The sequence below is a fragment of the Kineococcus haloalkalitolerans genome (assembly GCF_050871905.1).
GTDB lineage: Bacteria > Actinomycetota > Actinomycetes > Actinomycetales > Kineococcaceae > Kineococcus.
Genome location: NZ_JBJLSH010000009.1, coordinates 46,176 through 63,603 on the forward strand (window position 1 = coordinate 46,176; position 17,428 = coordinate 63,603).

At 76.0% G+C, this 17,428-nt stretch carries 17 protein-coding genes; 5 read left to right on the top strand and 12 right to left on the bottom strand.

Features of this window, described 5'->3' with window-relative positions:
• Positions 1-3: 3 nt before the first annotated feature.
• Positions 4-945, bottom strand: a complete 942-nt coding sequence (locus ACRYMY_RS05745) for a PfkB family carbohydrate kinase (protein WP_432546307.1) — start codon at positions 943-945, stop codon at positions 4-6.
• Between the two features lie 75 nt (positions 946-1,020).
• On the opposite strand from ACRYMY_RS05745, the gene ACRYMY_RS05750 reads away from it, so the two are divergent.
• Entirely contained in the window at positions 1,021-3,333 is a 2,313-nt protein-coding gene (locus tag ACRYMY_RS05750) for a glycoside hydrolase family 65 protein (RefSeq protein WP_432546308.1), read from the top strand.
• Between the two features lie 13 nt (positions 3,334-3,346).
• Here the strand turns inward: ACRYMY_RS05750 and ACRYMY_RS05755 are convergent, their stop codons facing one another.
• Positions 3,347-4,510: an acyl-CoA dehydrogenase family protein gene (locus tag ACRYMY_RS05755; protein ID WP_432546309.1), complete on the bottom strand. Its 1,164-nt coding sequence runs from the start codon at positions 4,508-4,510 to the stop codon at positions 3,347-3,349.
• A 95-nt stretch (positions 4,511-4,605) separates the two neighbouring features.
• Between ACRYMY_RS05755 and ACRYMY_RS05760 the strand changes: the two genes are divergently transcribed.
• Positions 4,606-4,992, top strand: a complete 387-nt coding sequence (locus tag ACRYMY_RS05760) for an ArsR/SmtB family transcription factor (RefSeq protein ID WP_432546310.1) — start codon at positions 4,606-4,608, stop codon at positions 4,990-4,992.
• On the top strand, positions 4,989-5,669 hold the full coding sequence (locus ACRYMY_RS05765; RefSeq protein WP_432546311.1) for an SRPBCC family protein: 681 nt from the start codon (positions 4,989-4,991) through the stop codon (positions 5,667-5,669). Before ACRYMY_RS05760 ends, ACRYMY_RS05765 begins: the two co-directional genes overlap by 4 nt.
• Here the strand turns inward: ACRYMY_RS05765 and ACRYMY_RS05770 are convergent.
• The 8 genes from ACRYMY_RS05770 to ACRYMY_RS05805 form a co-directional block, all read right to left on the bottom strand.
• Positions 5,642-6,364 (bottom strand): urease accessory protein UreD, encoded by a 723-nt coding sequence (locus ACRYMY_RS05770; RefSeq protein ID WP_432546312.1) that lies wholly within the window; start codon positions 6,362-6,364, stop codon positions 5,642-5,644. The two genes, ACRYMY_RS05765 and ACRYMY_RS05770, sit on opposite strands and share 28 nt — an antisense overlap.
• Positions 6,361-7,095 carry an urease accessory protein UreG gene (gene ureG, locus ACRYMY_RS05775; protein ID WP_432546313.1) on the bottom strand — a complete coding sequence of 245 codons (735 nt, stop codon included), beginning with the start codon at positions 7,093-7,095 and terminating at the stop codon, positions 6,361-6,363. The genes ACRYMY_RS05770 and ureG overlap by 4 nt, the downstream gene beginning before the upstream one ends.
• On the bottom strand, positions 7,088-7,750 hold the full coding sequence (locus ACRYMY_RS05780; RefSeq protein ID WP_432546314.1) for an urease accessory protein UreF: 663 nt from the start codon (positions 7,748-7,750) through the stop codon (positions 7,088-7,090). The genes ureG and ACRYMY_RS05780 overlap by 8 nt, the downstream gene beginning before the upstream one ends.
• Positions 7,751-7,757: 7 nt before the next feature.
• A complete protein-coding gene (locus ACRYMY_RS05785) occupies positions 7,758-9,461 on the bottom strand; it encodes an urease subunit alpha (protein ID WP_432546315.1) in 1,704 nt (567 codons plus the stop codon).
• On the bottom strand, positions 9,454-9,795 hold the full coding sequence (gene ureB / locus ACRYMY_RS05790) for an urease subunit beta (RefSeq protein ID WP_432546316.1): 342 nt from the start codon (positions 9,793-9,795) through the stop codon (positions 9,454-9,456). Before ureB ends, ACRYMY_RS05785 begins: the two co-directional genes overlap by 8 nt.
• Positions 9,792-10,094, bottom strand: coding sequence for an urease subunit gamma (locus ACRYMY_RS05795; protein WP_432546317.1), 303 nt, complete (start codon positions 10,092-10,094; stop codon positions 9,792-9,794). Before ACRYMY_RS05795 ends, ureB begins: the two co-directional genes overlap by 4 nt.
• 10 nt (positions 10,095-10,104) lie before the next feature.
• Complete coding sequence (locus ACRYMY_RS05800; RefSeq protein WP_432546318.1) at positions 10,105-11,769, bottom strand: purine-cytosine permease family protein; 1,665 nt, start codon at positions 11,767-11,769, stop codon at positions 10,105-10,107.
• Between the two features lie 190 nt (positions 11,770-11,959).
• Positions 11,960-13,102, bottom strand: a complete 1,143-nt coding sequence (locus ACRYMY_RS05805; RefSeq protein ID WP_432546319.1) for an ABC transporter substrate-binding protein — start codon at positions 13,100-13,102, stop codon at positions 11,960-11,962.
• Between the two features lie 70 nt (positions 13,103-13,172).
• Between ACRYMY_RS05805 and ACRYMY_RS05810 the strand changes: the two genes are divergently transcribed.
• A complete protein-coding gene (locus ACRYMY_RS05810; RefSeq protein WP_432546320.1) occupies positions 13,173-13,577 on the top strand; it encodes a MarR family winged helix-turn-helix transcriptional regulator in 405 nt (134 codons plus the stop codon).
• A gap of 16 nt (positions 13,578-13,593) precedes the next feature.
• Here the strand turns inward: ACRYMY_RS05810 and ACRYMY_RS05815 are convergent, their stop codons facing one another.
• On the bottom strand, positions 13,594-14,484 hold the full coding sequence (locus tag ACRYMY_RS05815; protein ID WP_432546321.1) for an acyl-CoA thioesterase: 891 nt from the start codon (positions 14,482-14,484) through the stop codon (positions 13,594-13,596).
• 42 nt (positions 14,485-14,526) lie between these two features.
• On the opposite strand from ACRYMY_RS05815, the gene ACRYMY_RS05820 reads away from it, so the two are divergent.
• The gene (locus ACRYMY_RS05820; protein ID WP_432546322.1) at positions 14,527-15,492 is read left to right on the top strand and encodes a zinc-binding dehydrogenase; all 966 of its coding nucleotides are present in this window, start codon (positions 14,527-14,529) and stop codon (positions 15,490-15,492) included.
• Positions 15,493-15,501: 9 nt separating this feature from the next.
• On the opposite strand, the gene ACRYMY_RS05825 is transcribed toward ACRYMY_RS05820, so the two are convergent.
• Entirely contained in the window at positions 15,502-17,373 is a 1,872-nt protein-coding gene (locus tag ACRYMY_RS05825) for a phosphoenolpyruvate carboxykinase (GTP) (RefSeq protein WP_432546323.1), read from the bottom strand.
• Positions 17,374-17,428: the final 55 nt, after the last annotated feature.

A 17,428-nucleotide genomic window follows, 5' to 3' on the forward strand; every position in this document is an offset into this window, starting at 1 on the left:
GCCTCACCCCTCCAGCGCCCGGGCGGACAGGTCCGGCCGTCCGCCCGGGCGCTGCACGGTCGAGGCGGCAGCGGCCGTGGCCCGGCGCACCGCGCCCGGCACGCGGTCACCGCTCCAGCCGTCCCCGCCGTCGCGCACCAGCGCGACGGCGAGGGCAGCGGTGAGGGTGTCCCCGCCGCCCGTCGGGTCCACCACGGGCACCCGCTCCAGCGGCACCACCTCGTCGTGCACGCGCCCCGGCCCCTCGCGCCAGGCGACGGCGTTGCCCTCCGGCCCGGCGTCGAGGACGACCACCCGCGGCCCGCGACCGGCCAGCTCCCGGGCGGCCTCCAGCACCCGCCCCGCGCCCTCCAGCGGACGGCCGAGCAGCAGCTCCGCCTCCGCCGCGTCGGCGCGCAGCACGTCGGCGCGCGCCAGCACCCGCTCTCGCAGCTCCTCGCCGTCCGGTGCGCCGTCGGCCACGACGAGGGCGCCGGGCGCTGCCGCGTCCAGCGCCGCGGCCACCGCCGCCGCCGGCTGCTGCAGCTGCACGAGGACCGCGTCCGCCGCGCCGATCGCGCCCGTGGCCGCGACGACGTCCCCGGCGCCGAGCAGCACGCCGTCGGCCACGGACTCCACCAGGCGCCGCTGCGCGTGCGGGGGGTCGCCGCTGACCAGGTCGAGCAGCAGCGCCGTCGCGGCGCCCGCGCGCACCACCACGCCGGAGACGTCGATCCCGTCGCCGCGGGCCGCGGCCAGGACCTGCCGGCCCGCCGCGTCGTCGCCGACGACGCCGACGAGCGCGACGTCCGCGCCGAGCTGGGCCGCGGCCACGGCCTGGTTGGCCCCCTTGCCGCCCAGCCCCTCCCAGCGGTGCCGGGCGGGGGCCGAGCCACCCGGCCCGGGGAGCTCCTCCACCCCCAGGACGAGGTCCCGGCCCACCTGACCCACCACCGCCACGCGCACGCGCCGAGCCTGCCGGGCGCCGCTCTCCCGCGCGACCGGGTGCGGGAGCGCGCCGGACCTGCTCGGATGCCGCTCGTGGACGGAGCAGGCAGCAGCAGGGGCAAGGACCTCGGGCCGGTCGAGGCGTGGGCGGTGCGCGAGGGGGAGCTGGACGTCTCGGCGCTGGAGCGCACCGAGTCGTTGTTCACCCTCGCCGACGGGCGCACGGGGGTGCGCGGGACGCTCGACGAGGGCTCGCCGTGCGGCAGCCCGGGCACCTACCTCAGCGGCGCGTACGAGCTGTACCCGATGACGTACCCGGAGTACAGCTACGGCTACCCGACGGTGCAGGAGCGGCTCGTCGCCGTGCCCGACCCGACGCTGGTGGAGGTGTTCGTCGGCGGCGAGCGCTTCGACGTGCGCACCGGGACGCTGCACGAGCACGAGCGGACCCTGGACCTGCGCGCCGGCACGCTGCGCCGCGAGGCGCGCTGGACGTCCCCGTCGGGGGCCTCGCTCGCGCTGCGCTCGGAGCGGATGGTGCCGCTGGAGGTGCCCGGCCTGGTGGTCGTCGACCACCGGGTGCGGGCGCTGGAGGAGCCCCTCGACGTCGAGGTGCGCTCGGCGGTCGTCGCCAGCGCCGAGCTGCACGACGCCCGGACCTCGGCCGGGCAGCGCGGCGGGGTGCTGCGCCAGCGCACCGACGGCAGCGGCCTGGCGGTGGCCGTCGTCGTCGAGCACGAGGTCACCGGGCCGGCGGACACGGAGGTGCGCACGCACGCCACCTCCGACCGCGTCGTGACGGCCGCCACGGTCCGGCTGGCACCGGGCGCGGAGCTGCGGGTGGTCAAGGTCGTGGCGCTGGGCTGGAAGCCGAAGGCGGACACCGATGACCTGGTGGAGGACCTGCGGCACGTCGTCGCCGACGGCCTGCGCACGGGCTGCGAGGGGCTGCTGCGGCAGCAGCGCGCCGTGCTGGACGAGTTCTGGGAGCACGCCGACGTCGAGGTCGACGGCGACGCCGGCCTGCAGCAGGCGGTGCGCTTCGCCCTCTTCCACGTCCTGCAGGCCGCCGCCCAGGGGACCGACCGCGGCATCCCGGCCAAGGGGCTGACGGGCACCGGCTACGACGGGCACACCTTCTGGGACACCGAGGTGTTCGTCATGCCGATGCTCAACCACGTGTGGCCGCAGGCCGCCGCCGACGCCCTGCGCTGGCGGCACGCCATGCTGCCCGCCGCGCGCGAGCGGGCCCGCGAGCTGGGCCTGGCCGGCGCGACGTTCCCGTGGCGCACCATCACCGGCCGGGAGAGCTCGGGGTACTGGCCCGCGGGCACCGCGGCGGTGCACCTGAACGCCGACATCGCCGACGCCGCCGTGCGGTACGTGGGCGCCACCGGCGACGACGACCTGGCGCGCGACGTCGTGGTGGACCTGGTGGTCGAGACGGCCCGCACCTGGGTGGTGCTGGGCCGCGAGGACGAGGCGGGGCGCTTCCACGTCGACGGGGTGACCGGCCCGGACGAGTACAGCGCCCTGGTGGACGACAACGCCTACACCAACCTCATGGCGCAGGCGAACCTGCGCTCGGCCGTGGTGCTGGCGCGGCGCTTCCCCGAGCGCGCGGCGGACCTGGGCGTGGACGACGACGAGCTGGCCGACTGGGAGCGACTGGCGGACGCCGTGCACGTGCCGCGCGACCCGGCCACGGGCGTGCACGCGCAGGACGAGGGGTCCAGCGAGCGCAAGCGGTGGGACTTCGAGGGCACACCCCCGGAGGCGTACCCGCTGGCCGACCACTACCCCTACTTCAGCCTCTACCGGCGCCAGGTGTCCAAGCAGGCGGACCTGGTGCTGGCGATCCAGATGCGCCCGGACTGCATGACGCCGGCGGAGAAGCGCGCGGCGTTCGAGCGCTACGAGGCCCTGACGGTGCGCGACTCCTCGCTGTCGGCGTCCGTGCAGGCCGTCGTGGCGGCCGAGACCGGGCACCTGGGGCTGGCCGCCGACTACGTCCACGAGGCGGCGTTCGTGGACCTGCACGACCTGCGCGAGTCCACGGAGGACGGGCTGCACATCGCCTCCCTGGCCGGTGCGTGGTCGGCGCTGGTGCTCGGCTACGGGGGGATGCGCGACGCCGACGGGCGGCTGACGTTCGCCCCGCGCCTGCCCGAGGGGTTGCAGGGGCTGCGGTTCCGCACGCGGCAGCGGGGGGCGTGCCTGGAGGTGCGCGTCACGCAGGAGGAGGCCACCTACACCGTCGTCAGCGGCGGGCCGGTGCGCACCAGCCACCACGGCGAGGAGTTCACCGTGGACCTGGAGGCCCCCCGCACGCTCCCGATCGAGCCGTTGGAGGAGCTGCCGCGCCCCTCCCAGCCGGCCGGGCGCGACCCGCGCGAGCTGCGCTGAGCGCTCTGGCCCGTCAGCCCGCGGGCAGGTAGCGGCGCGTCGGCGTGCGGTTCAGCTCCCAGTCGCCGATGGCGCGCTTGCGGTGCACCGCGGGGTTGTGGGTGGCGATGGTGCGGGCGTTGCGCCAGTGGCGGTCGAGCCCCAGGTCGACGTCGGTGGCCGAGGCGCCGCCCACCTCGAACAGGTCGCTGGTGGCGCGCACCACCAGCGGCAGGACGACCTGCTGAGCGCGGTAGACCTCCAGCTGCGCCTCGCGCAGCGCGTCGGGGGAGCCGGCCGCCCCGCCGCGGTGGGCGCGCTGGGCCGCGTCGAGCGTGCGGGCGGCGTGCAGGACGACGGCGCGCGCCACCGACGCCGCGCTGGACAGGTCGCCCACGACGGCCTGCACGAGGTCGTGCTCGCGCGGGCGCACCTGCCCGGCGTACCCGAACACCCGGGTGCGGGGGCGGACGAACTCCACGGCGTCGTCGAGGGCGGCGTGCGCGATCCCGGCGCTGACGGCCAGCAGGACGAGCTGGAAGAACCCCAGCAGGTACGTCTGGAGGTCGTCGTCGGGGTCCACGGGCCGGACCTCGGCGCGGTCGACCTCGACGTCGGTGAACGTCGTGGTGCCGCTGCCCGTGAGGCGCTGCCCGAACCCCTTCCAGTCGTCGACGACCTCGACGCCGGCCGCGCCCGTGGGCACCGAGACCTGCACGGCGGCGCCGTCCCAGGTCGCCGAGGTGTCGATCCAGTCCGCGTACAGGCAGCCGGTCGTGTAGAACTTGCGGCCCGTCAGCAGCAGCCGGCCGTCGGCCTCGCGCAGGGCGGTGGACACGTCGGAGGTGCCGCCGGACTCCGAGACGGCGTTGCCGACGAGGCGGCCGTCGCGGAAGCGGGCGAACCAGCGCGCGCGCACGTCCTCGTCCGTCTCGAACAGCTGCTTCTCCACGAACGCCAGGTGCCCGCGGAAGACGTGCGCCACGTTGGAGTCCGCGCGTGCGAGCCGGACGAGGCGGTCGAAGACCGTCACCAGGTCCGCGCCCTCGCCGCCGTGCTCGGCGGGCACGCGGGCCGATGGCAGTCCGGCCGCGGTCAGCCGGGAGACGAGGTCGCGGGGCAGCTCCCGCCGCCGCTCGCGCTCGGCGGCGCCGGCGCGCGCCTCGACCAGCAGGTCGGTGAAGACCTCGTCGTCCACGCGGAGTCCTCCTCGGGTGGTGGCTGTCGACGCCACTGTGCCACGCCTCACCCATCAGTCTTGACTTATGGATGTGGCGGGGGGACCCTCGGGACGTGCACGCGCTCGACGTCCTCGGCGACCCGGTGCGCCGGCGCGTCCTCGAACTGCTGGCCGACGGGGAGCGCTCGGCCGGGGAGGTCGCCGACGTCGTGCGCGCCGAGCGCGGGATCAGCCAGCCCGCCGTCTCCCAGCACCTGAAGGTGCTGCGCGAGAACGGCTTCACGACGGTCCGGACCGAGGGCCGCCGCCGCCTGTACGCCGTGCGCCCCGAGCGGCTGCGCGAGGCGGGCGACTGGCTCGCCGGGTTCCGGCACGTGTGGGGACCGCGGCTGGACGCGCTGGGCACCGAGATCGCCCGCGGGCGCCGCGAGCGCCGCGGGGCCGGGGAGCACCACCACGACGAGCACCACCACGACGAGCACGAGGAGGACGCGGGATGAGCACCGACGGGACGACGGAGCAGGACGGCGCGGGCGGCGGCGCAGGAGGACTGGCCGGCGAGGCGGACGCGGTGACGCGACGGGTCTCGGCCGTCCCGGGCGACGGCGCCGTCGCCTGCACCGCCACGATCAGCCGCACCTACCCCACGACGCTGGAGGACCTGTGGGAGGCGTGCACCGACGCCGAGCGCATCGCGCGCTGGTTCGCGCCCGTCAGCGGTGAGCTGCGCCTCGGCGGCCGCTACCAGGTCGAGGGCAACGCGGGCGGCGAGGTGACCTCGTGCGACCCGCCGCACGGGTACGCGCTGACGTGGGAGTTCGGCGGGCAGACCAGCGTCGTGCGGGTCGAGCTGCGCGCCGAGGGCGACGGCGCGCGCCTCACCCTGCACCACGAGGCCGACGTCCCCGACCCCTTCTGGGCGCAGTACGGCCCGGGGGCGACGGGCGTGGGCTGGGACCTGGCCCTGCTGGGCCTGGCGCTGCACCTGCGCAGCGGCGGCGAGCGCCCCGCCGAGGCGGACGGGTTCGAGACCCGGCCCGAGGGCCGGGCGTTCCTCGCCGCGGCCAGCGCCGCCTGGGGCGACGCGGCCGCGGCGGCCGGGGTGCCGGCCGACGAGGCGCGCGCCGCGGCCGGGCGCACCCGCGCCTTCTACACGGGCGAGGAGCAGCCCGGCTGACCCGGGAGCGTCGCGGCCCGCCGCCACGTGCGCCAGGTCGTGGCCACGTCCGAGTCGTGGGCGTGCGCCGTCAGCCGTCGCACCAGGCTCCCCGGGCCGTCGAGCTGCAGGGCGTCGGGTCCGTCGAGCCGGGCGCCCCAGACGCTGACGGTGTCCACGCAGCGCGCGGTGCCGAGCACGGCGCCGGAACCGCGCGTCCCGACGTCGCGCAGGTCGAGGTCCTCCACCAGCAGCGGCCGGCCGGCGAGGTGGACCCGGGCGGTGCTGCGCAGGCGCCCGCCCACCTCGCCGGTGCGGCCCAGCACGAGGGTCTCCCGCAGCAGCGCCAGCGAGCCGGCGGCCATCCGCACGTCCAGGCTCCGCCGGACGTCGGCCCCCGCGGCGACGACGAACGGCTCGCCGTGCCACAGCAGACGCGCGCCCTCCTCCAGCAGCACGCGCACCGACCACGAGGCGCTGCCGCCCCGGCCGTCGTAGGCGACGGTCCCGGCCACCTCCACGAGGTCGAGGACGCAGCCGGCGCCGACCTGCACGTCCAGCTCCACGTCGTCACCGGCCAGCAGCAGGGCCCGCGCCCCGACGAGGGCGACGCGGGCACCGGCGCCGGTGGTCGACAGGACCCGCGGTGCCAGAGCCCCGGCGCGCAGGTCGACGGCGGTTCCCGCTCCCCGCCGGTGCACTCCGACCCGGGTCACGCGTGGGTGTGCACGGTCCCGTCGGCGTGCGAGTGCGGGGCCATCGGCCCGGGGTCGACCGGCTCGTGGCGGCCGCTGCGGGCGGCCTCCAGGACGTCCGCCAGCCAGCCGGTGAGCCGTCGCACCGAGGCCGGGTCGTGGCGGGAGAGCGCCACGACGGGGCGGTCTCCACGGGCGGCGCGGGCGTCGGCGACCATCCGCTCCACGTCGACGCCGACGTGCGGGGCGAGGTCGGTCTTGTTCACCACCAGCAGGTCGGCGCGGGCGATGCCCGGGCCGCCCTTGCGGGCCACGTCGCCGCCGCCGGCGACGTCGAGGACGAACACCTGGGCGTCGACGAGGGCTGGGGAGAACGTGGCGGTCAGGTTGTCGCCACCGGACTCGACCAGGACGAGGTCCAGCGGCGCGAAGTCCTCCTCGAGGTCCTCCACGGCGAGCAGGTTCGCCGTCACGTCGTCGCGGATGGCGGTGTGAGGGCAGGCGCCGGTCTCCACGGCCCGGATGCGTTCGGGGTCCAGGACACCTGCGGCGCGCAGGAAGCGGGCGTCCTCGTCGGTGTAGATGTCGTTCGTCACGACTCCGAGGCGCATCGACGGGGCCAGTTCGCGGCACAGCAGCGCGATGAGCGAGCTCTTCCCGGTCCCGACCGGCCCGGCGACGCCGAGGCGGAACGAGCGCGTGCGCCGCGCGTGCTCGTGGGAGTGGTCGTGCGGGTGGTCGTGCTCAGGCATGGAACAACCTCTGCTGGGTGCGGTCGTGCAGGACGGAGTGGTGCTCGACGAGCGGTGCCGACCCGGCGGGCACGTCGTCGGGGCGGGTCAGGTGGGCGACGCGGGTCACGAGGTCCTCGACCTCGGGGTGGACCGCCAGGGTCCAGGCGACGGTGTCGGCCGGGTCCAGGGGGACCAGCTTCAGGGCGGCCGCGCCGACCGTGGCGACGTCCTCGTGGGCGCACAGGCGCACCAGTCGGGCGGCGTCGAGCCCGGCGGTGGCCGCCACGACGCCCAGGACCAGGGGGCGTGGGGGCGTCCTGCCCAGGGCCGGCAGCGCCGCGGTGCCCGGCCACAGGCGCTGCGCCAGGCGCAGGTAGCCGCGACCGAGCCGGCGCGACGCCTGGCGCAGCGGGGCGCTGGGCGTCCGCGCCGCCCAGGCGTCCTCGACGGGCGCCAGGTCGTCGCCGACGAGGCAGCGCGCGCGGGCGACGACGGCCGTCCCGGCCTCGACGGCGACGACGGTGGCGAGCCGCGCCCGCAGGTAGGCGGGGATGCCGGCGGGGGTGAGGGCGCCGTGCGCCAGGGCCGGTTCCAGGCCGGCGGACTGGGTGTGCCCGCCGACGGGCAGCCGGGCGTCGGCCAGCAGGGCGAGGAGGAGGTCGGGGGAGGTCACCGGCGGCTCAGAACATCGAGTAGAACTGGGCCAGGGGCAGTTCCGCGGCGGGTGCCGGCTCGACCTGCTCGCCGTCCACCGCGATGGCGAACGTCTCCGGGTCGACCTGGATGCGCGGCAGCGCGTCGTTGTGCCGCATCTGGGCCTTGCCCACCGCCCGGGTGTCCCGCACCGCCTCCAGTCGCCGCCGCAGGCCGAGCCGGCCCGCGAGCCCGTCCGCCAGCGCGGCCGGTGCGACGAAGCTGACCGACAGGGCGGCGCCGTCGGCGTGGGCGAGCGCGGGGCGCAGCAGCACCGGCTGCGGTGTGGGGATCGAGGCGTTCGGGTCGCCGAGCGCGCCGACGACGATCGCGCCCCCCTTGAGGACCACCGAGGGCCGCACGCCGAAGAAGGCGGGGTCCCAGAGCACCAGGTCGGCCATCTTGCCGACCTCCACCGAGCCGACGAGGTGGTCGACGCCGTGCGCGACGGCCGGGTTGATCGTGTACTTGGCGACGTAGCGCCGCGCGCGCTCGTTGTCCGCGGGGTGGGTCTCGCCCAGCGGGCCGCGCCGCGCCTTCATCACGTGCGCGACCTGCCAGGTCCTCGTGACCACCTCGCCGATGCGCCCCATCGCCTGCGCGTCCGAGCTGGTGATGGACAGCGCGCCCAGGTCGTGCAGCACGTCCTCGGCGGCGATCGTGGTGGCGCGGATGCGCGACTCCGCGAACGCGAGGTCCTCGGGCACCCGCGGGTTGAGGTGGTGGCAGACCAGGAGCATGTCCAGGTGCTCCGGCACGGTGTTGACGGTGTGCGGCAGCGTCGGGTTCGTCGACCCGGGGATGACGTTGGGCAGCCCGGCGACGGTGATGATGTCGGGGGCGTGCCCCCCGCCGGCCCCCTCGGTGTGGAAGGCGTGGACGGACCGGCCCGCGATCGCGGCGATCGTGGAGTCGACGTAGCCCGCCTCGTTGAGGCTGTCGGAGTGCAGCGCCACCTGCAGGCCGAACTCGTCCGCCGCGCGCAGGGCCGCGTCGATCGCCGCGGGTGTGGCGCCCCAGTCCTCGTGCACCTTGAACCCGCCGGCGCCGGCGAGCGCCTGCTCGGCCAGGGCCTCCGCGCTGACGGTGTTCCCCTTGCCCAGCAGCAGCACGTTCACGGGCAGGGCGTCCAGCGCCCGGTGGGCCCGTTCCAGGTGCCAGGCGCCCGGCGTCACCGTGGTCGCCTTGCTGCCCTCCGAGGGACCCGTCCCGCCGCCCGCGACGGTCGTGACGCCGCTGGCCAGCGCCTCGTGCACCTGCGACGGGGACAGGAAGTGCACGTGGCTGTCGATGCCCCCCGCGGTGAGGATCCGGCCCTCCCCGGAGACGACGTCGGTCGACGCCCCGATGCGCAGGGCGGGGTGGACGCCGTCGGCGACGTCGGGGTTCCCGGCGCGCCCGATGCCGCAGACGAGGCCGTCGCGGATCCCCACGTCGGCGCGGTAGACGCCGGTGTGGTCGAGGACCACCGCGTTCGTGATGACCGTGTCCGGCGCGCCCCCGGCGCGCGTCGTGGTGCCCTGGGCCATCGACTCGCGGATCGACTTGCCGCCTCCGAAGACCGCCTCCTCACCGCCCACCGTCAGGTCGTGCTCGACCTCGATCCACAGGTCGGTGTCGCCGAGGCGCAGCTGGTCGCCGGTCGTGGGCCCGTACAGCGCCGCGTAGGCGGTGCGGTCGATCTCAACCACCGAGGTCCCCCGTCCCCGTCCGGACCCGCAGGCCGGGCACTCGCCGGTGCCCCCGCAGCGCGACGGCCTCGACGGTGCGGCTCACGCCCGGCTCGAAGCGCACCGACGTCCCCGAGGGCACGTCGAGGCGGAAGCCGCGGGCGGCGGTGCGGTCGAAGCGCAGTGCCGGGTTCGCGTCGGGCAGGTGCAGGTGGGACCCGATCTGCACGGGCCGGTCACCGGTGTTCTCCACCAGGAGGGTGAGGCGCTCGGACGGGCCCCGGTCGCCGTTGAGGACGACGGTCCCGGGCCGGACGCGGAGCGCACCGGGACCGTCGCCGCGGGAGCCGCTCACGAGATCGGCTCGTGCAGGGTCACGAGCTTGCGCCCGTCGGGGAACGTGGCCTCCACCTGGACCTCGCCGAGCACCTCGGCCACGCCCGGCATGACCTGCTCGCGGGACAGGACGCGCCGGCCGCTGTCCATCAGCTCCGGCACCGAGGCGCCCTCGCGGGCGCGCTCGACGACCCAGGTGCTGAGCAGCGCCACGGACTCGGGGTGGTTCAGCTTCACGCCGCGCGCCAGGCGGTCGCGGGCGACCATGCCGGCGACGGCCAGCAGGAGCTTCTCGGTGTCGGCGGGGGTGAGGTGCACGGACGCCTCCTCAGCGCTGCGCGGGTAGCACGTGGTCGGCCACCGTATCGGTGCTCAGGCACAGGGAGCAGACCACGGCGTCGTGCGTCCGGCACGCGGCGACGTCGGGGCGCTCGAAGTCCTGCCGGCACACGTGGCACGTCAGCACCTCGCCGGAGGGGTTGCCGTCCTCGTCGAACAGCGGCGACGGGATGCCGTCGTCGTCGCGGCGCAGGTAGTACCTGCCCCGCGTGGCCACGGCCAGGACCGGGGGCAGCACGACCGCGAGGGCGATCGCGACGACGGGGGAGTACGGCTGGACCCCGGGGCCGAAGGCGCCGAAGAAGACGGCGATGGACAGGCCCGCGGACAGCAGGACCGACACGAAGCCGACGGGGTTCACCGCGTAGAGCATGCCGCGGCGGAACTCCGGCACCGTCGGGGAGATCTTCAGCAGGTGCTTGTTGACGACGATGTCGGTGGCGACCGTCACGACCCACGCCATCGCGCAGTTCGCGTAGAACCCGAGGACGGTGTTGAGGAAGTCGAACATGTTCGCCTCCATCAGCGTCAGCGCGATGACGAGGTTCACGACGACGAAGACCAGGCGGCCGGGGTAGCGCTTGGTGACGCGGGTGAAGGCGTTGGTCCACGCGAGCGAGCCGGAGTAGGCGTTGGTCACGTTGATCTTGATCTGGCTGATGACGACCAGCACGACGGCGAGGGTGATCGCCAGCCAGCCGGGCATCATCTCCTCGTAGACCCCGAGGAACTGGTGGACCGGCTCGTTCGCCGTGGCCGACGCCTGCGGGTCGAGGCGGGCGAGCAGGTAGACGGCGATGAAGAGGCCGACGGCCTGCTTCACGGCGCCGAACACCACCCAGCCGGGTCCGGCCATGACGACGGCCGTCCACCAGCGCCGGCGGTTCTCCGCCGTCCGCGGGGGCATGAAGCGCAGGTAGTCGATCTGCTCGGCGATCTGCGCCATGAGCGACAGGCACACGCCCGCGGCCAGCAGCACAGCGGCGGCGCTGGCGCCGCCGGCGCCGGCCTCGCCCTGGTAGGCGAAGAACGTGTCGACCGACTCCGGGTTGGCCAGGACCAGGTAGACGAAGGGGATGACCATGAGGACCAGCCACAGGGGAGTGGTCCACACCTGCAGCGTGCTGAGCGCCTTCATCCCGTAGACGACCAGCGGGATCACCAGGACGGTCGAGACCGCGTACCCCAGCCACAGCGGGACGCCCAGGCCGAGTTCGAGGCCCTGCGCCATGATGGCGCCCTCCAGGGCGAAGAAGATGAACGTGAACGTCGCGAAGATGACGTTCGTGAGGACCGACCCGTAGTACCCGAACCCGGAACCGCGGGTGATGAGGTCCAGGTCGATGTTGTAGCGCGCCGCGTAGTAGGCGAGGGGGAAACCGCTGACGAAGATAACGACCGCCGCCACGGCGATGCCGAGCAGGGCGTTCGTGGTGCCGTGCGCGATGCCGATGTTCGCGCCGATGGCGAAGTCGGCGAGGTAGGCGATGCCGCCGAGCGCGGAGGTGGCGACGACGCCGGGCGTCCAGCGGCGGTAGCTGCGCGGGGCGAACCGGAGGGTGTAGTCCTCCAGCGTCTCCGACGTCGAGGTGGTGGGGACGGTGCTCGACGTGCCGGTGCCCGAGGGCGGGACCGGTCCGGTGGTTGGGCTCATCTCGACCTCTCGGACGGGCGGTGGTTCCCGGTGGCCGGGCGGCGCGGGACCGGATGCTTCCGTTCGGAAGCGATCTGGAAGCTAGGCCGCTGCGTCGACGGGGGTCAAACCCCCGCGGCGCGGGACCGCGGGACGACCCGGAGATTTGACGCGCCGGAAACACGCCGGAAACACGGGGCCGCGGGAGGGGTCAGGCGCGGCGGCCCGACACGCGCGCGAGGACGTCGAAACCCGTCCCGTCCGCGACGGCCAGGTGGACCGGGTGGTCCGCGCGGCCCGAACGCAGCCGCACGGCGCCGTGCGGCGTCTCCATCCACCCGTCGTGGCGCACGCGCAGCGCCTCCGCGGCAGCGGCCCGCGGGTCGGCCGAGCGCCGTCCGAGGTCGGCGAGCAGGTGGACCGCCGAGTACGTCGTCTCGGCCATCGTCCCCGGCGGCGGCGCGCCGGGACCGGTGGCGGACGGGTCCGCTGCCACCGCGTCGAAGGTGGTGGTGAACCCCCGGGAGAACTCCATCGCCGACCCGCTCGCGAGGTCGGCGAACCAGCCCGCGGCCGCGTAGAGGCCGCGGGTCGCTCCCGGCCCGCTCGCCAGCAGCATGGTCTCGTCCATGAAGGGGCTGAACCGGGCGAACCGGGCGTCCAGCCCGGCGCCGGCGAACTCGCGGTTGAACCGCACCCCGTCCGCGCCCACGAGGAGCATGACGACGCCGTCGACGTCCTCGCGACCCACTGCGGTGACCACCCGGCGCCACACCTGCTCGTCGGCGCACCCCAGCGGCACCCAGTGCCGGCCCCGCAGGCGGACCCCGTGCCCGCGCAGGGTGGCGGCGACCCGCGCCGCCGTGCGGCGGGGCCACACGTAGTCGTCGCCGACCACCGCCCACGAGCTCATCCCCAGCTCGCGGTGCAGCCAGGCGAGGGCGGCGACGACCTGCTGCTCGGGCAGCTCCCCGGTGCAGACGAGCCCGGCCCGGCCGTCCCCGCCCTCGTAGGCGGTGGCGTACACGTAGGGGACCCGCCCCGCGACCACCGGGGCGACGGCCTCGCGCACGCTCGACAGGTGCCAGCCGGTCACCCCCTCGACCGAGCCGGCGTCGAGCAGCGCGCGGACCTGCGCTGCGACGGTGCGCGGCGGGGCGCCCGCGTCGACGTGCGCGAACTCCAGCGCCCGGCCCCGGACCCCTCCGCGGTCGGTGACCTCGCGCGCGGCCAGCTCGGCCGCGGCCCGGCAGGCCAGGCCGAACATGCCCGACGGGCCGCGGCCGGGCGTCAGCAGGGCCACCCGGTGCACCCCGGGACGCGCCCGCGGGGCGGGGCCGGTGCCCTCTGGCATGCTGGCCAGCGTCCCACGCCGCGCCCGGACGACCCGGTGCGGCGCCGGGACCCGAGGGGCGGGAGGCTCGATGGGCGGCGCAGCACCGGGTGCGGGAGCGCTGCGGCTGCTGCGCGCGGCGGCCGAGACCGAGACCCGCCTGGCGGCCGCCCTCGTCGACGGGCTGCCCGACCGGGCCCTCACCGTCGACCGCTGGCGCGTGCTGCAGCACGTCGCCGCGCACCCGGGCGCGTCGATGTCCGACGTCTGCGCGGCGCTGGCCCTGGCGCCGGCGACCGCGACTCGCGCCGTCGACGGTCTCGTCGACACCGCCTGCCTGTACCGCGAGGCCGACGCCGGCGACCGGCGCAGGGTCGTCCTGCGCCCCTCGCGGCGCGGGCTCGACGTCCTGCGCGCCGTCGCTCCCGCCGTCGCGCACGTCGAGGGCGACCTGCGCGGGGTGCTGGGCGACCTCCTCGCCGACCGCCTGCCCTGAGCCGCGGGCAGGCGCCTCAGGAGCCCTGCGGGAGCCGGACCATGCCCTCCTGCGCGACGGTCGCCACCAGGCGCCGCTGCTCGTCGTAGATCCAGCCGGTCGCCAGCCCCCGCGCCCCCGAGGCGCTGGGGCTGGCGGTGACGTGCAGCAGCCACTCGTCGGCCCGCGCGGGCCGGTGCCACCAGATCGCGTGGTCCAGGCTGGCCACGCTCATCCCGGGCGTGCCCCACGGCAGGCCGTGCCGGCGCAGCACCGGCTCCAGCACCGTCACGTCGGACAGGAACGCCAGCCCCGCCTGGTGCAGCAGCGGGTCGTCGGCCAGCCCGGCGGGCAGGCGCACCCACACCGACTGCTCCTCGCGGCGCTCGGCGGCGGGCGCGGCGTAGATCGCCTCCTCGACGTGCCGCAGCTCCACCGGCCGGGCGCGGGCCATGAGCCGGGCCGCCGGGTGGTCGAGCGCCTCCAGCAGTTCGGCGTCGCTCGGCAGGCCCTCGGGGCCGGGCACGTCGGGCGCCGGGCGGGCGTGGTCCAGGCCCTCGGCCGGCACCTGGAAGGAGGCGATGCCCGACAGGATCGGCGCCCCGTCCTGCAGGGCCTGCACGCGGCGGGCTGAGAAGGAGCGCCCGTCGCGCAGCCGCTCCACCGACAGCTCCACCGGCACGTCCGGGTCGCCCGGGCGCAGGAAGTAGGCGTGCATGGAGTGCAGCAGCCGCTCCGCCGGCACGGTGCGGCCGGCGGCCACCGCGGCCTGCCCGAGCACCTGCCCGCCGAACAGGCGCGGGCGCCAGTGCGGCAGGTTCGCCCCCGCGAAGACGTCCTCGCGCTCCGGCAGGGGCCGCACGTCCAGCACCTCCCGCAGCAGCCGCCCGTCGCTCCCGTGGTCCTGCCCGTCCGTCCCGCTCAGCACGCCCGGGAGGCTACCGACCGCCACCGCCGGTAGCGTCGCCGCGTGCTCGCCGCCCGCGCCGTGCGCGCCCTGCCCGACGACCCGCTGGCCGCCCTCGAGGTCGCCGACGCGCCCGCCGCGCCCGCGCCCGAGGGGTGGGTGCGGGTGGACGTGCGCGCCGCCGCCCTCAACCGGCACGACCTGTGGAGCCTGCGCGGGGTGGGGCTGCCCGCCGAGCGGCTGCCGATGGTCCTGGGCTGCGACGCCGCCGGGACCACCGAGGACGGCGAGGCGGTCGTCGTGCACGCCGTCGTCACCCCCGACGACGTGCGCGGCGACGAGACCCTCGCCCCCTCGCGCACGCTGCTGTCCGAGCTGCACCCGGGCACGCTGGCCGAGCACGTGCACGTGCCCCGCCGCAACCTGCTGCCGCTGCCCGCCGGGTGGTCGCCGGAGCGGGGCGCCTCGCTGGGCACGGCCTGGCTGACCGCCTACCGGATGCTGTTCACCCAGGCCGCCGCCGTGCCCGGGCAGACCGTCCTCGTGCAGGGCGCCGCCGGCGGCGTCTCCAACGCGCTGGTGGTGCTGGGCGCCGCGGCCGGCCTGCGGGTGTGGGTGACCGGCCGCGACCCCGAGCGCGCGCAGCGCGCCCTGGACTGGGGCGCCGACCGCGTCTTCGCCGCGGGGGAGCGGCTGCCGGAGAAGGTCGACGCCGCCTTCGAGACCGTCGGCGAGGCCACCTGGAAGCACTCGGTGGCCTCGCTGCGCCCCGGCGGGTGCGTCGTCGTCGCCGGCGCCACGACCGGCGGCGCGCCGCCGGCGATGCTGGAGCACGTGTTCTTCAAGCAGCTGCGCGTGCTCGGTTCCACGATGGGCACGCTGGAGGAGTTCCGCCGGCTGCTGCGCTTCTGCGAGCTGCGGGACCTGGCCCCCGAGGTGGACTCGGTGCACGCCCTCGCCGACGCCCGGGACGCCTTCGCCCGCTTGGAGTCCGGCCGGGCCGTCGGCAAGGTGCTGGTGCGCCCGTGAGCGCGGTGCTCACTCGCCGGTGAGGCGGTAGCGCAGCAGGTCCAGGTGCCCGACGACCTCCTCGGGCAGCGTGCCGCCGAACGTCGTGAACCACTCCCGAAGGTGCTCCACCTCCGCGGTCCACGCGTCCGGGTCCACGCGGAACAGCTCCGCCAGGTCCTCCTCGGGCACGTCCAGGCCGTCCAGGTCCAGCGACCCGGGCGCCGGTACCAGGCCCACCGGGGTGAACACCGCCCCCGCCGTGCCCTCCAGCCGCCGGCACACCCAGTCCAGCACGCGGGAGTTCTCCCCGAACCCCGGCCACAGGAACCGGCCGTCCTCCCCGCGGCGGAACCAGTTCACGGTGAACACCTGCGGCAGGCCCGCGGCGGGCACCCGGTCCCTCATCGACAGCCAGTGCGCGGCGTACCGGCCGACGTCGTAGCCGGCGAACGGCAGCATCGCGAACGGGTCGTGGCGCAGCTCCCCGAGCGTCCCCTCGGCGGCGGCGGTGCGCTCGCTGGAGACGGTCATCCCCATGAACACGCCCTGGCTCCAGTCCTGCGCCTGCGCCACGAGCGGGACGTTCGAGGCGCGCCGGCCACCGAACAGGACGGCGTCGACGGGGACCCCCTCCGGGTCGGAGAACTCCGCCGCCAGCGACGGGCAGCGCTCGGCCGCGACGGTGAACCGGGAGTTCGGGTGCGCCGCGGGGCGTCCGCAGCCGGGCGTCCAGTCCCGGCCCTGCCAGTCGAGCAGGTGCGCGGGCGGTTCCTCGGTCAGGCCCTCCCACCACACGTCGCCGTCGTCGGTGAGGGCGACGTTGGTGAAGATCACGTCCGAGCGCAGCATCTCCACCGCGGTCGGGTTCGTCGCCGGCCCGGTGCCCGGCGCCACCCCGAAGAACCCGTTCTCGGGGTTGAGCGCGCGCAGCCGCCCGTCCGGGCCCGGGCGCATCCAGGCGATGTCGTCGCCGATCGTCTCCACCCGCCAGCCGGGCAGCGTGGGCCGCAGCATCGCCAGGTTCGTCTTCCCGCACGCCGAGGGGAACGCCGCCGCCACGTGGAACACCCGCCCGGCGGGGTTCGTCAGCTTCAGCAGCAGCATGTGCTCGGCCAGCCAGCCCTCGTCGCGCGCCATCACCGAGGCGATGCGCAGCGCGAAGCACTTCTTGCCCAGCAGGGCGTTGCCGCCGTACCCGGAGCCGTACGACCAGATCTCCCGCGTCTCGGGGAAGTGGGCGACGTGCTTGAGGTCGTTGCAGGGCCAGGGCACGTCCGGGCGCTCGCGCCCGATGGCGTCCACGAGCGGGTACCCGACGCTGTGCAGGGCGGGGACGAACGGGGTGCCGGGCGTCAGGGCCGCCAGCGCCTCCGAGCCCGTCCGCGTCATCGTGCGCATCGAGACCACGACGTAGGGGGAGTCGGTGATCTGGACGCCCAGCTGCGAGATCGGCCCGCCGACCGGGCCCATCGAGAACGGGACGACGTACATCGTGCGCCCGCGCATGCAGCCGTCGAAGATCCCCGTCAGCTCCTCGCGCAGCGCCTCCGGCTCGCGCCAGTTGTTCGTCGGGCCGGCGTCGGCGCGGCGGCGGGAGGCGATGAACGTGCGCGACTCCACCCGGGCCACGTCGCCCGGGTGCGAACGCGCCAGGTAGCTGTTCGGCCGCTTCACCGGGTCCAGCGCGATGAGGGTGCCGTCCGCGACCATCCGCGCGGTGAGGCGGTCGGCCTCGGCCTGCGAGCCGTCGCACCAGACGACCCGGTCCGGCCGGGTCAGGCGGGCCGTCTCGCGCACCCACGCCAGGAGCCCGGGGTGGTCGGTCGGGGTGCCCGACAGGGACGGGAGGCCGCCGGTGGCGGGTCGGGTGCGGGTGGCCGGTTCGTCGATCGTCGTCACGGTCGTCCTCCTCGGTGTCGGTGCGCGGTGTTCCGACTGTCCTCAGTCGCTGAGG

Coding starts and splice junctions, on each gene's coding strand:
- ACRYMY_RS05765 (WP_432546311.1), top strand. CDS start 4,989: ATGAGCACCGACGGGACGACGGAGCAGGACGGCGCGGGCGGCGGCGCA.
- ureG (WP_432546313.1), bottom strand. CDS start 7,095: ATGCCTGAGCACGACCACCCGCACGACCACTCCCACGAGCACGCGCGG.
- ACRYMY_RS05800 (WP_432546318.1), bottom strand. CDS start 11,769: ATGAGCCCAACCACCGGACCGGTCCCGCCCTCGGGCACCGGCACGTCG.
- ACRYMY_RS05805 (WP_432546319.1), bottom strand. CDS start 13,102: ATGCCAGAGGGCACCGGCCCCGCCCCGCGGGCGCGTCCCGGGGTGCAC.
- ACRYMY_RS05810 (WP_432546320.1), top strand. CDS start 13,173: ATGGGCGGCGCAGCACCGGGTGCGGGAGCGCTGCGGCTGCTGCGCGCG.